Source organism: Mycolicibacterium phocaicum, from assembly GCF_010731115.1.
In the GTDB taxonomy this organism is placed as follows: Bacteria; Actinomycetota; Actinomycetes; order Mycobacteriales; family Mycobacteriaceae; genus Mycobacterium; species Mycobacterium phocaicum.
Genome location: NZ_AP022616.1, coordinates 2,637,914 through 2,651,356 on the forward strand (window position 1 = coordinate 2,637,914; position 13,443 = coordinate 2,651,356).

13 protein-coding genes are annotated in these 13,443 nt (G+C 65.6%); 5 read left to right on the top strand and 8 right to left on the bottom strand.

The window, feature by feature from the left end; translation table 11 throughout:
- Positions 1-681, bottom strand: coding sequence for a TetR/AcrR family transcriptional regulator (locus tag G6N46_RS12675; protein WP_138248205.1), 681 nt, complete (start codon positions 679-681; stop codon positions 1-3).
- On the bottom strand, positions 666-2,882 hold the full coding sequence (locus tag G6N46_RS12680) for an MMPL family transporter (RefSeq protein WP_138248204.1): 2,217 nt from the start codon (positions 2,880-2,882) through the stop codon (positions 666-668). The genes G6N46_RS12675 and G6N46_RS12680 overlap by 16 nt, the downstream gene beginning before the upstream one ends.
- Before the next feature lie 336 nt (positions 2,883-3,218).
- Between G6N46_RS12680 and G6N46_RS28915 the strand changes: the two genes are divergently transcribed.
- Complete coding sequence (locus G6N46_RS28915) at positions 3,219-3,341, top strand: hypothetical protein (protein ID WP_020099274.1); 123 nt, start codon at positions 3,219-3,221, stop codon at positions 3,339-3,341.
- Positions 3,342-3,513: 172 nt separating this feature from the next.
- Here G6N46_RS28915 and G6N46_RS12685 read toward each other — a convergent pair whose 3' ends face one another.
- From G6N46_RS12685 to G6N46_RS12700, 4 genes are all read right to left on the bottom strand, one after another.
- Positions 3,514-4,659 (bottom strand): acyl-CoA dehydrogenase family protein, encoded by a 1,146-nt coding sequence (locus G6N46_RS12685; protein ID WP_138248203.1) that lies wholly within the window; start codon positions 4,657-4,659, stop codon positions 3,514-3,516.
- 120 nt (positions 4,660-4,779) lie between these two features.
- On the bottom strand, positions 4,780-5,781 hold the full coding sequence (locus G6N46_RS12690; RefSeq protein WP_138248202.1) for an NAD(P)H-dependent flavin oxidoreductase: 1,002 nt from the start codon (positions 5,779-5,781) through the stop codon (positions 4,780-4,782).
- A 13-nt stretch (positions 5,782-5,794) separates the two neighbouring features.
- On the bottom strand, positions 5,795-6,547 hold the full coding sequence (locus tag G6N46_RS12695; RefSeq protein ID WP_138248201.1) for a 3-hydroxyacyl-CoA dehydrogenase: 753 nt from the start codon (positions 6,545-6,547) through the stop codon (positions 5,795-5,797).
- 40 nt (positions 6,548-6,587) lie between these two features.
- A complete protein-coding gene (locus tag G6N46_RS12700) occupies positions 6,588-7,682 on the bottom strand; it encodes a CaiB/BaiF CoA transferase family protein (protein WP_138248200.1) in 1,095 nt (364 codons plus the stop codon).
- Positions 7,683-7,803: 121 nt separating this feature from the next.
- Between G6N46_RS12700 and G6N46_RS12705 the strand changes: the two genes are divergently transcribed.
- The 4 genes from G6N46_RS12705 (at position 7,804) to G6N46_RS12720 (ending at position 11,105) form a co-directional block, all read left to right on the top strand.
- A complete protein-coding gene (locus G6N46_RS12705) occupies positions 7,804-8,595 on the top strand; it encodes an enoyl-CoA hydratase (RefSeq protein ID WP_138248199.1) in 792 nt (263 codons plus the stop codon).
- A gap of 217 nt (positions 8,596-8,812) precedes the next feature.
- Positions 8,813-10,096 (top strand): tetracycline efflux MFS transporter Tet(V), encoded by a 1,284-nt coding sequence (tet(V), locus tag G6N46_RS12710; protein WP_064858208.1) that lies wholly within the window; start codon positions 8,813-8,815, stop codon positions 10,094-10,096.
- A gap of 107 nt (positions 10,097-10,203) precedes the next feature.
- On the top strand, positions 10,204-10,653 hold the full coding sequence (locus G6N46_RS12715; protein WP_064858209.1) for a hypothetical protein: 450 nt from the start codon (positions 10,204-10,206) through the stop codon (positions 10,651-10,653).
- Positions 10,654-10,730: 77 nt separating this feature from the next.
- The gene (locus tag G6N46_RS12720; protein WP_131808692.1) at positions 10,731-11,105 is read left to right on the top strand and encodes a hypothetical protein; all 375 of its coding nucleotides are present in this window, start codon (positions 10,731-10,733) and stop codon (positions 11,103-11,105) included.
- A 75-nt stretch (positions 11,106-11,180) separates the two neighbouring features.
- On the opposite strand, the gene G6N46_RS12725 is transcribed toward G6N46_RS12720, so the two are convergent.
- Both G6N46_RS12725 and G6N46_RS12730 read right to left on the bottom strand, forming a co-directional pair.
- Positions 11,181-11,696 carry a gamma carbonic anhydrase family protein gene (locus G6N46_RS12725; protein WP_138248198.1) on the bottom strand — a complete coding sequence of 172 codons (516 nt, stop codon included), beginning with the start codon at positions 11,694-11,696 and terminating at the stop codon, positions 11,181-11,183.
- 149 nt (positions 11,697-11,845) lie between these two features.
- Positions 11,846-13,249: an IS1380 family transposase gene (locus G6N46_RS12730; RefSeq protein WP_138247968.1), complete on the bottom strand. Its 1,404-nt coding sequence runs from the start codon at positions 13,247-13,249 to the stop codon at positions 11,846-11,848.
- Positions 13,250-13,443: the final 194 nt, after the last annotated feature.

The window sequence follows — 13,443 nt, forward strand, 5'->3', positions numbered from 1 at the left end:
TCAGGAACCTTTCAATCGCTCGACCAGCTGTTGCGGGGCCACATCCGGTCCGCCCAGTCCTCTCACCATGCCACCGAGGCACGCGGCGCTGAGCACCCGGTCCGCGAACTCCTCGACATCGCCGAACGGCAGATACGGCCGCGAGATGAACAACGCCGCCAGACCATGCGCGACCGTCCACAACCCGAGCGCCGTCACTGTCACGTCGCCGGCCGGATAGCCGCCCTCGTCCATCAGGGCCTGTACCGAATCCCGCATGTGCACGAACGCCGCGGTGTTCAGGGCCTGGTCCACGTCGCTGTCCGGATGGCCCTCGGACATCATGGCGATCCGGTAGAGCTCGGGGTTCTGGCGGGCGAAGCGGACGTACGCCAGCCCTTGCGCGCGTAGCCGGTCGATGGTCGTCGGTTGCTCGGCAGCCACCTGCTGCATCACGTCGTCCAGTCGCTCGAAGTACCGGCCGCACACCGCGTCCAGCAAGGCGTCCTTGTCGGCGAAATGCAGGTAGATCGATGGCGGCGTCACGCCCACCTGCTGTGAGACCGACCGGATGGACACCTCCTTGGCGCTACCCGTCTCCAGCAGTAATTCTGTTGCCACGTCGAGGATTTCGTCACGGAGCTGGTCGCCGGCCCCGCGGGGGGAACGACGCCGTCTGGCCGCCGTCATCGTGCGCCGCATGCCGACGGCTCGGGCACCGATTCATTGATGCCGATGCGCTTGTGCAGCCGGGCCAGCGGCGCCGGCGCCCACCAGTTCCACCGCCCCATGAGGTGCATGAAGGCCGGTACCAGCACCGTCCGCACCAGGGTGGCATCGACCAGGACGGCAATGGTCAGGCCGAGCCCGAACATCCGCATGAACGACACCTCGGCAGCGATCAGCGCGCCGAACGAAATCGACATCACCAGAGCCGCCGCGGTGATCACCCGGCCGGTGTGGGCCAGGCCGAGAGCGACGCTCTCGTCGTTGTCCTGTTCCACGAGCCAGAACTCACGGATGCGGGCGACCAGGAACACCTCGTAGTCCATCGACAAACCGAACGCGATACAGAACAACAGCACCGGCATGTTGGACGCCAACGTCCCGGTCGCGGTGGTGCCGAGCGCGCCGAGGTGACCGTCCTGGAAAATCCAGACCAGCGCGCCGAATGCCGCAGTAAGCGAAAGAACGTTGAGCACAACGGCTTTCACCGGCAGGACCACGCTGCCGGTGAGCAGGAACAGCAGCCCGAGCGTGATGACGGCGATGACGGCCAGCACCCATGGCAGCCGGTCGGTGACGGCCTGCACGCTGTCGTGACTTATCTGCGCGACACCCGCCAACTGCACGAGTCGCCCGTCCGGTCCCCGAACGGCGTGCACCGCATCGAGCTGCGCCTGAGACGCGTCCGAGAACAGCGGCGCGCTGCTGCCGATCGTCAGGAAGGCGCTGCCGTCGACGATCGCCGCGCCGGGACCAGCCGGCCCCACTTTCCGGCCGCCGGCGAAAGTGCCGGTGGGAGAAGTCACTTCGGTGACGGCAGTGACGCGTGAGAGGTCGGCGGCGTACGTATCGAAGGCTGTCGGGCTCAGCCCGACGGCGTCGGGAATGACGGCCGTGATGTCGGTGGCGGAGTTGTTGGCGAAGTCATTGCGCAGCTGGTCCCCCAGTTGGTGTGCCGACGCCGTGGTCGGCAGCACCCGCTCGTCAGGGAATCCCCATTTCGCGCCGAGGAACGGCGCACCCAGCACCAGCAGCAGCGCGACGACGGCCAGACCGGCCGACACCGAGCGGCGCATCACCGCCTTGGCGGCGCGGTACCAGAACAACTCCTGCACAGGTTTGGGCGTGGTGTCGCGCCGGAACAGACGCGGCAGGCTGAGGGCGTCGAGCCGGTCGCCGAGCAGCCAGATGGCGGCCGGGGTGACGATCACCGCGGCCGCGGCGGCGAACGCGACCGTCGCGATGCCGGCGTAGGCGATGGACGTGAGGAAGTACATCGGGAAGATCAGCATCGCGGCCATCGAGAGCCCGACGGTGATCGCGGAGAACAACACGGTGCGGCCGGCGGTGACCATGGTGCGGATCAGCGCCCGGTCCCGGGGCTGTCCCTCGGCCACCTCGTCGCGGTAGCGGCTGATGATCAGCAATGTGTAGTCGATGGCTAGGGCCAGCCCGAGGGCCGTCGCCACGTTCAGCGCGAACACCGACACGTCGGTGAAGAACGTGATGGTGCGCAGCACCGCGAGCGTGCCGGTCATCGCCAATCCGCCGACCAGGATCGGCAGCGCCGCGGCGACCAGTCCCCCGAACACCCACACCAGCACCAGGAAGCTGAGCGGCACCGCGATGGACTCCATCAGCAGCAGGTCGTGTTCGGTCTGGGTGTTGATCTGCGAGTAGATGATCGCCCCGCCACCGGCCTTGACGGTGACGCCGGGCCGGTCGTGGACGACCTGGTCGGCGAGTTCCTGGGCGTATCTCTGCGCATTGTTCTCGCCGCCGTTCATGCCGGCCACGATCAGCCCGGACTTGCCGTCCTTGCTGATGAGTTCTCCGGCCACGGCCGGTGGCACGGTCCAGGCCGACGACACATAGGCGACGTGGGGCGAGGCCTTCAAATGGTCGACGATGTCGCGGGCGGCCGCCGAGGCAGCCGGCCCGTGCACCCCGTCAGGCGCGGTGAGGGTAACCAGCATCGGCATGTCGCCCTGATGGAACTTGGTGGCCAGCAGCCGGCTCGCTTGCGACGACTCGGACTTCGGGTCTTGGAAACCGCCCGCGGGCAGGGTCTTGACGACCGGGACGCCGAAGATCGCCGCGGCGATCAGGACCAGCCCCGCCACCGCCAGGATTCTCTTCGGCGCGGCGATGGCCAGCAACGCGATGCGGTTCAGCATGCAGTCCCCTTCTGCTAACACCGCTAAGTTATCGCCGATAACTCAGGCTTGTCAATGCTCACTCACCCTGGTCACGAGATATATTGACGTCTGGTTCACGCCGCCGACCAGCCGTTACCGAAGTGACCGTCATCATGTTTGCTACTGGCCAGTGAACCAACGCGCGATCAGGAGCCCTGTCAGCACATCAAGATCACCTGCGACCTTGCGGAATGTGAGCTACCCACGGGTCACTTAGGGGTCGGAGTAGGCCAACCTACCCAGCGGTAAGAATTGCCAACGTTTTCCGAATCGTGACTCAATGATTTCTTAATAGCGACCCATAGCCTCATAGACATGTGGATCGACGACACCAACGCAGATGTCATCAAAGTAGATTTCGATGCCCTGTACCACGGGGACGTCCTGATCGAGGGTGACACGTCCGAGCAGTTCCCCGACCTCGCCGAGGCTGTCTGATTCCGCGGGTTCACCCGCGAGTCTGACGCCGCGCCGAGGCGCGACGCCCGTGCACTGAAATCGCGTGCACGCAGGGACTCGCTGGGGTGATCACCAGCGTCAAAGCCACCGACCGTCACGGTCGGTGGCTTTTTGTGTGTCTGGGCTCAGGTCCCACTGACGCGGCAGACACCTACAGCCCCAGGTCGCGACCGATGACCTCACGCATGATCTCGTTCGAGCCCGCCCAGATTTTGGTGACGCGGGCGTCCTTCCAGGCCCGGGCGACCCGGTACTCGTTCATGAAGCCGTAGCCACCGTGGATCTGGACGCAGTTGTCCAGGATTTCGTTCTGCACCACCGAACTCCAGTACTTGGCCTTCGCCGCGTCGACGGCGGTCAACTCACCGCTCAGGTGCGCCACCACGCAGTTGTCGACATAGGCCTGCGCCACATCGAGTTTGGTGACCATGTCAGCGAGAAGGAATTTGTTCCACTGCAGGGAGCCGATGGCCTGGCCGAACGCCTTGCGCTCCTTGGCGTACTCGACGGTGTCCTCCAGAATCCGCCGGACGTGGGCGAGGTTGGCCACCGCGACGCTGATCCGCTCCTGGGGCAGCAGCGTCATCATGTGGATGAAGCCCCGATCGACCTCACCGATGACCGCCGACTCGTCGACCCGGACGTCTTCGAAGAACAGCTCCGCGGTGTCCGCTTCGGGCTGGCCGACCTTGTCCAGCTTGCGCCCGCGCGTGAACCCCGGCATGCCCGTTTCGACAGCGAACAGAGTGATGCCCTTGGAACCCTTTTCCGGCGCGGTTCTCGAGGCGACGATCACCATGTCGGCCTGGGTCCCGTTGGTGATGAACGTCTTTGAACCGTTGATGACGTAGCTGGAACCATCCTTGACCGCGGTGGTCTTCAACGCGGCCAGATCCGATCCACCGGACGGTTCGGTCATCCCGATGGCGGTGATCATCTCGCCGGTGCAGAACTTCGGTAGCCACCGCCGCTTCTGTTCCTCGGTGGTCAGCGTGACCAGATATGGTGCGGCACAGTCGTAGTGGATGGTGAACGCCGACGCGGCGGCGGCGCTGGAACGCGAAAGCTCTTCACACAGAACGGTATTGAAGCGGTAGTCCCCCGCGGCGCTGCCGCCGTACTCTTCGGGCACCTCGAGCCCCAGATACCCATTGCGGCCGGCTTCCAGCCACACCTCACGGTCGATGTAGCGCTGCTCGATGAATTTGTCTTCATTCGGCTCGATATGGCGAGAGACGAATTCGCGCACCGAGGCGCGGAAGTCGTCGTGATCTACCTCGAACAAGCTGCGCTGCATATCAAAGTCCTTAACGCGGGCCGGGTCGCTTACGGCCAAAAGCTACCCGGCTACCGGCTGCCGAATGCACTGAGGGCTGTGACTCCCCCAAGTCACAGCCCTCAGCGCACTTCGGTCGAACTAGACGGACGCCAGCTCGGCTTCGCCCGCGCCGAGCATCCGGGCCAGGCGGCCGGTGATGATCTCCTCGGCCTCGCCGACGATGCGGCTGATCAGCTCATCGCACGTCGGGATGTCGTGGATCAGGCCCATGACGGTGCCCACGGTCCAGATGCCGGCGTCGATGTCGCCGTTGTCGAACACCTTGCGGCCACGCACTCCGGCCACGAGATCCTTGACGTCCTCGAACTGGCCACCATTCTTAAGGATCTCGACGACCTCACGCGAGACGACGTTGGACGCCACCCGTGCGGTGTTGTGCAGACTGCGGAAGATCAGCTCGGTGCCCCGCTCGTCGCCGGCCACGATGGCTTCCTTGACGTTCTGGTGGATGCACGACTCGACGGTGCACATGAAGCGCGTGCCCATGTTGATGCCGTCCGCACCGAGCGCCAGGGCGGCCACCAGGCCGCGCGCGTCTCCGAAACCGCCCGAGGCGATCATCGGGATCTCGATCTCCTTGGCCGCGGCCGGGATCAGCACCAGGCCGGGCACGTCGTCCTCACCGGGGTGGCCGGCGCACTCGAAGCCGTCGATGCTGATGCCGTCGACACCCAGGCTCTGAGCCTTGACCGCGTGGCGCACCGAGGTGCACTTGTGCAGCACCTTGATGCCGTTGTCGTGGAACATCGGCAGGTGCGGGCCGGGGTTGGAGCCGGCCGTCTCGACGATCTTGATGCCGGCATCGACGATCACCTGGCGGTACTCGTCGTACGGCGGCGGGTTGATCGACGGCAGGATCGTCAGGTTCACCCCGAACGGCTTGTCCGTCAGGTCGCGGGTCTTGGCGATCTCGTTGGCCAGATCCGCGGGCGTCGGCTGCGTCAGTGCGGTGATGAAACCCAGACCGCCCGCATTGGCCACGGCGGCAACCAGTTCCGCGCGACCGACCCACTGCATACCGCCCTGGGCGATCGGGTGCTCGACACCGAAGGCCTCGGTGAATTTCGTCTTGATGCTCATCGCTTCTCCTTGATTACCGCGGGGCCATGCGGATCGCGCCGTCGAGGCGGATGACCTCGCCGTTGAGCATCGGGTTCTCGATGATGTGCTGCGCCAGGAAGCCGTACTCGTCCGGGTCACCCAGGCGAGCCGGGTGCGGGACCTGCTGGCCGAGGGACTTCTGCGCCTCTTCCGGCAGCGAGCCCAGCAGCGGGGTCTTGAACAGGCCGGGGGCGATGGTGCAGACGCGGATCAGCTCACGAGAGAGGTCGCGGGCGATCGGCAGCGTCATGCCGACGACGCCACCCTTGGACGCCGAGTACGCAGCCTGACCGATCTGGCCGTCGAACGCCGCCACCGACGCGGTGTTGATGATGACGCCGCGCTCCTCGCCGACCGCCTCGGTCTTGGCCATGCGCTCGGCCGACAGACGGATGACGTTGAAGGTGCCGATCAGGTTGACCTCGACCACCTTGCGGAAGCCGTCGAGCGGGAACGCGCCGTTCTTGCTCAGGGTCTTGATGGCGTTGCCGATGCCGGCGCAGTTGACGTTGATGCGCAGCGGGCCCATCTCCTCGGCTGCGTCCAGCGCCGCGTTGACGCCGGCCTCGTCGGTGACGTCGGTGGCGACGAACTTGGCGCGCGGGCCCAACTCGGCGACGACGTCCTCACCCTTGAGGTCGATGACGACGACGCTGCCGCCGGCGTCGAGCAGACGCTTGGTGGTCGCCAGGCCCAGGCCTGACGCGCCACCCGTCACGACAGCCACGGAATCTTTGATCTGCATTGATGCAATTCCCTTCTTGTTACGGAAATCAGTGGGGCGCTCAGGCCCAGTCGCGCAGGACCGACTCGGTGTCGGAACCGGGCACACGAGGCGGCGTCGGAACGCCCGGCACGCTGCGGGAGAACCGCGGCGCGGGCATCGGCTCGAGGTTGCCGCCGTCTTCGGGCGAGAACCGGAAGAAGGTGTCGCGCTCGGCGATGTGCGGCTCGGTCTCGACCTCGGCGAAGCTCAGGACGGGGCTGACGCACGCGTCCGAGCCGGTGAACACCTTGGTCCAGTGGTCCCGGGTCTGCGCCTTGAAGGCAGCGGTGAAGATCTCGCGCAGCTCGGGCCAGCGGGCGACGTCGTTCTGGCCGGGCAGGGCCGCCGGGTCGAGTTCCAGCTTGGCCAGCAGCTCGGCGTAGAACTGCGGTTCGATGGAGCCGACGGCCATGTACTTGCCGTCGGCGGTCTCGTAGGTGTCGTAGTACGGCGCGCCGGTGTCGAGCATGTTGGTGCCGCGCTCGTCGCTCCACATGCCCTGCCGGCGGAAGCCCCACATCATCTGCATGAGCACGCTGGAGCCGTCGACCATCGCGGCGTCTACCACCTGGCCCTTGCCGGAGGTCTGCCGCTCGAACAGCGCCGACAGGATGCCGACCAGCAGGAACATCGACCCGCCACCGAAGTCGCCGGCCAGGTTCAGCGGCGGCACCGGACGTTCGCCCTTGCGGCCGACGGCATGCAGCAGGCCGTTGAGCGAGATGTAGTTGATGTCATGGCCGGCCTGCAGGGCGCGCGGGCCCGTCTGGCCCCAGCCCGTCATGCGGCCGTAGATCAGGCGCTCGTTGACCGCGGCACAGTCCTCGGGGCCCAGGCCCAGCCGCTCGGTGACACCGGGGCGGAAGCCTTCGATGAGAACGTCGGCCTTCTTGATCAGGCTCAGGACCAGCTCGCGGCCTTCGTCGCTCTTCAGGTCGGCGGTGACGGACCGGCGGTTGCGCAGCATCGAGTCGCCGCTGGGCTTACCGGACTTGCTCGGGCGTTCCACGCGCACCACGTCGGCGCCCAGGTCACCCAGGATCATCGCCGCGTGCGGCCCGGGGCCGATGCCGGCCAACTCGACAACGCGCAGTCCCTGCAGTGGTCCAGCCATCTAAATGCACCTCTTGGTCGATCGGTTAGAGCCCAGTTCTATTGACCGCGACATAGCTTACTTGTATAACGAAGTCTGTCTAGTGCGGGCATCTGGCCCGCCCATGAAACTGGGGTACTGAATGACTTACACCGGATCCGACGATCTGACCGTCTCACTGGATGACGGCGTGTTGTCCGTGACGCTCAACCGGCCGGACACGCTGAACTCGCTGTCGCTGGGAATGCTCGAGCTTCTCGGCGACGCGGTGCTCCAGGCCGCGACCGATCCCGAGGTCAAGGTGGTCCGGCTGGGCGGCGCGGGCCGGGGCTTCTGCTCCGGCGCGGGCCTGAGTGCCGAAGACCAGGACGCCAAGCAATTCGATGCCGCCGCCGTGTTGAACGCCGCCAACCGCGCCGTCGCGGCGCTGGTGAGCCTGCCCAAGCCCGCGGTCGCGGTGGTGCACGGCGTCGCCGCCGGCGTCGGGGTGTCGCTGGCCCTCGGGTGCGACATCGTCCTGGCGTCGGAGAAGTCGTCGTTCCTGTTGGCGTTCACCAAGATCGGTCTGATGCCCGACGGCGGCGCCTCGGCTCTGGTCGCCGCCTCGATCGGCCGGGCCCGGGCGATGCGGATGGCCCTGTTGGCCGAGAAGCTGCCGGCGTCCGAGGCTCTCGCCGCCGGCCTGGTGAGTTCCGTCCACGCCGCCGATGAACTCGACGCCGAGGTCGACCGCGTGCTGGCGACGCTCAAGTCCGGCCCGGCCGTGGCCCTGCGCAAGACCAAGCAGGCCATCAACGACGCCACCCTGACCGAGCTGAACAACACGTTCGCCCGTGAAACCGCCGGGCAGATCCAGCTTTTGCACGCCGCCGACTTCCGCGAGGGCGTGGCGTCCTTCCAGCAGCGGCGGACTCCCGTCTACTCGGACGTGTAGCGAACGGGTCCACACCACGAGCGTGCAAACAGATCACCAGATCCGCGGTTGACGCGCTCTGATTGCACAGTCGCGGGATCATGCGTTTCGACGGGTTCGCGAGTGTGCAACCAGGGCCTCGATTTCGCGGATCCGGTGATCTGGTTGCACATTCGTGGCAGTGACTCATACCGACGTACGCCCGGAAATCGCTTGACGGGCGCGGGACCATGGACTGGTGAGTTCCCAGTTCGACGTCGAGACGCCCGAACCGCGGACCACTGACCGCTGGCGGGTGTTCGCGCCCTTACGTTTCCGCGAATACCGGCTGCTCATCGCGGCCGTCTCACTGTCCATCTTCGCCGAGGGCATGTGGACGGTCGTGGCCGCGCTGCAGGTCATCGCGCTGGACAATGATCCGGCTGCGCTGTCCCTCGTCGCGACGTGCGCAGGCGTCGGCCTGGTGGCTTTCGTCCTCGTCGGTGGTATCGCGGCCGACAGGCTCAACCGGCGCAACATCATCATCACCGTCGAGGTCATCAACCTGGTCGCGGTGTCGACCATTGCTGCCCTCAGTTCGACTGGGACACTGCGCCTTTGGCACATGGCGGTCGCGGCGACGTGCCTCGGCATCGCCGTGGCCTTCTTCTTCCCGGCCTACAGTGCACTGCTCCCCCGTATCCTGCCGGCCGAACAACTGTTGGCAGCCAACGGCATCGAGGGCGTCGTGCGTCCCGTGCTGCAGCAGGCCATCGGCCCGGCCGCGGCCGGTGTCCTCGTCGGGCTGACGTTCCCGAGTGTCGGTGCGACCACCGTCGCGGTGCTGTTCGGTGTGGGACTGGTGCTGCTGGTGGCGACCCGGCCCACTGCGGTCCCGGCGGATGAGAAACCGGCCGAGCACAAGCACGTACTGCATGATCTGCGTGAGGGTTTCACGTTCATGACACGCACGCCGTGGCTGTTGTGGACGCTCCTGGTCGCGAGTGTCTACGTGCTGGTGGTGCTGGGACCCATCGAGGTGCTGATGCCGTTCATCGCCCAACAACGCTTCGAAGACGGTCCCCGCGCATACGGATTCATCATTGCCGGCTTCGGAATCGGCAGCGCCGTTGGCGCGCTGGCAGTTTCGTCGGCCCGCATGCCGCGGCGCTATCTGACCGCGATGATGGCGATCTGGGGCCTGGGTGCACTACCCTTGGTCGTGGTCGGCAGCACCTGGTCATTCCCCGTCATGCTGGCCGCAACAATCCTCGTCGGAATCGGCGAGGGCGCCAGCATGGTGATCTGGGGGACGCTGCTGCAACTGCGGGTCCCCACCGAGATGCTGGGCCGGGTCTCGAGCCTCGACTTCTTCGTCTCGCTGGTGTTCATGCCGGTGTCATTCGCCATCGCCGGACCGCTGTCGAAAATCGTTCCGATGCAGTGGATTTTCGTGGTGTCCGGGGTCCTCCCGGCCATCCTGACGGCCATCGCGTGGGCCGTGGCGCGGATGCGGGCCGACGAACTGGCCCACCCGCTTTAGATTTCGGCGTGATCTGTGACTGTCGGCGTCACAGATCACGCCGAATTCGCCAGGCGCTGTCCACCGTTCGGCGGACTGCGCTTCCCGGCATTCGTTGGCAGGCTGTGATGACGCATCATCCGCAACGCCGACCTGCCGAGGAGTTCGAACTGATGAAAGTCGCTGCACACCGGAGCAGAATGTTGGGCGCGGGATTCATCCTGCTCGCGGCGTCCAGCGCGACAAGCGTTTTGGGCGCCTGTGCCGCGGGTGCCGAGCCCACGCCGCCGTCACTGGTGGGTCAGTGGACACCGTCCGATGGCACCAACTTGAAGGTCGTCGGTGATACCGGTGTCTGCAAGGGCTTCTTCTACGACAGCAGTACCGGCAAGCCGCTCGATATCGGCGGACCGATGTCGTGCTCATTGTCGTCGAAAATGGATTCAGATGGCCGCTACCGTCTCGCCGTCACACAAGGACCCAACTCGGCGACCTATCTCGTACGATTCGACACCGCCGATCACGCCACCGTCTATACGAAAAGCGGAACGAAACTCTATGGACTGGAACGGTTCTAAGTGATCGTTCGATGACACGGGACCTAGGTGCACGCCACTATTCACGGAAAAATTCAGGTAGAAGAGGAACGCCGGCCATGCTCTCATTGCCAGTCAAAATCGTAGGCACCGTGTTGACGGCCGTCGCCCTGGCGGTCGGTAGCGCAGCCTGCTCAAATGATTCGGGCGCGAAGCACTCAGGTGGTGCGAGCGCGGCCCGCTCGGTCACCTGTGATGAGTACGCGCAGAAGGAATATGCACCCGCAAGGATCGGCGGGGAATCGCAATCTACCGACATCTCAGAGCTTCTTGACTCGCACAAGCTGCCCCAGTTTGATCTCAAGCTCAATAGCAAGGTCAAGTCGGCGGTCGAGAAATTCTGCGGGAAACCGAGCCCGAAGGGTGGCCAGCCGGCCAAGCGCAACAACTCCCGGCCGATCAACGACGCCGTCGACTGGGATCAACTGTCGTAGCGCTGATCCTCATCCCTGGTTTGTGCACGATTTTCCGCGGCACCCGCGGAAAATCGTGCACAAATCCCCGAGTTCCTAGCCGCGGTGGAGGGTGAGCAGGTGCTCGTACACCTGGCCGTTGATGCGGTTGTGGTTGATCTCGTCTTCGGTCAGCTCGCGCCGGATCTTGCCGGGCACTCCGGCAATCATGGTGCCCGGCGGCACGACGAACCCTTGCGGCACAACGGTTCCGGCCGCGACCAGCGAGCCGGCGCCGATCACGGCGCCGTTGAGCACGATGGCCCCCATGCCCACCAGGGCGCCGTCCTCCACCGTGCAGCCATGCAGGACCGCGTTGTGCCCGACGCTGACGCCGGCGCCCACCTTGACCGGGAAGCCCGGGTCGACGTGCACGGTGCAGCCGTCCTGGATGTTGGACCCTTCGCCGATCTCGATGGGCTCGAACTCGGCACGCAGCGTGGTGCCGTACCAGATGCTGGCCCGCGCGGCGAGCGTCACCTGGCCGAGCACCGATGCGGTCGGCGCGACCCACGCCTCGTCGTGCAGCTGCGGCGCATGGCCCTGGATGGGAAGAATCAACGGTCCTGACATGCGGCAGAGTTTAGCCTCGATCCGTGGACTGACTGATTCTGTGAGGACTTTTCGGTTCTGGTCGGGATCATTTTGCTGTGGGCGGCAGTTAGCTGCTGGTCTGCCCAGCTTTTCCTGTGGTGTCCTCGGGTTGGGCCTTGCGGCGGTGGTCAGGATGTCACGGTTTGTGGGGGTGGGCGTCCGATCGTGTTGTGCCACAGTGCAAGCCAGTGTCGGGCCCAGGGCCAGTGGGCGGGTAGGTGCAGGACTGCTCGGCGTTGTGGTCGGGCCAGTCGGGCCGCGATGTTGACGATGCGCCGTCGCAGGGTGGCACCGCGGGCAACGGCGTGAGAGCCTCCGGCCAGGACGCCGGTGGCGCGCAGCAGGTTGTGGGCGATGGCCGCGCAGAGGATCCAGGCGGAGTTGGCGCCGAACCGCCCCGAGGGCATGTGGGCCAGGGGTCCGTCGATCAGGTCGGCGAACACGGTTTCGATGATCGCGTGGCGACGGTGGGTGATGTCGGCTTGATCGACCGGTAGGTCGATGTCGGTGAAGAACGGGTGATACCGCCACACCGGAAACAGCCCATCGGCCATGCGCGCATCTTTGACCCGGCGTACCACCAGTCGTGCGGTGATCGGGGTCTTCGTGGAAGTGAAAGCGGTGTAGGTAGTTTCGGCGACTTCAGCATCAGAAATCCACGCGCCGGTATCGGGATCGCGCACTGCACCGGGATAGTTCACCGGTACCCACGCGTCCTGGTCGATCTGCTCGATCGCGGCGGTCAGCGCCGCGGTCTTGGTCAACACGAGCGAGAACCGGGCCCCGGCACGGCGGCACGCGGACACCACCGCGCTGTTGCCATAGGCCGAGTCGCCGCGCACCAGGATCTGACCAGTGACGCCGGCGGCACGGGCGGTAGCCACCGCTTGCGCGATCATCCGGGCCGCTCCCTTGCCGGAGTTGGCCTTGCCCGAGCGCAACCGCGCTCCGGCGATCACCGGGGCGCTGTGTTCGGTGCTGATCGTGGTCACCAGCGGCGAGAGACCTTTGCGCAGGATCTGGCGGCCGGCGATCTTGGTGTGCCCGTAGCTCGCGCCCTGTTTGGCGTGTCCGTAGACCGGGCGCAGCAGCGAATCGATATCGATGAACGCACGCTGATCGGCGCCGGGCAGCAACAGCACGCGTTCACACAGGGCACCCAGATGTGCACCCAGAACTGACTCCAGTTGACGGGCATGCCCGAAGGTGAACTCCCGCAACAGGGTTCCGATCGTCGAAGGCGCATACACCCCGTCGAAGAGTGTTTTCATTCCACCGCTGCGGACCACGTCGAGGTCATCGATACTGTCCGCGCCGACGCACATGCCGGCGATCACCGTCGCCAGCTTCGGTGACGGGTTGGCCGCCCCGGACTTGATCCGCTCGCTGGTGAAACGAATCTTGTGCTCCAACAACGCCGAAAGGCGACTCTGCTCTGCCAACGTCATCACCGGCACCAGGCCCGCGCACGACACGAGATGCTCATCATCAAAGACCGCCGACGACGCGGTGAACCTGTGGGACACTTGCACTGGAAGTGCCTTTCCGAGTTGTGCCGATAAGTGCGTAGAGAACACTCATCATCCCAGCTCAGAAGGCACTTTCCTCGTTACGACACCCGACCAAACAGTCAGTTCATCGGTGGATCGAGGTTTAGGTCGCACGCCGCTCCGGCCGGGAGCGTGGCGCAATCTGTGCGGTTCGTGTCGGTTCTGCCACTGGCCCG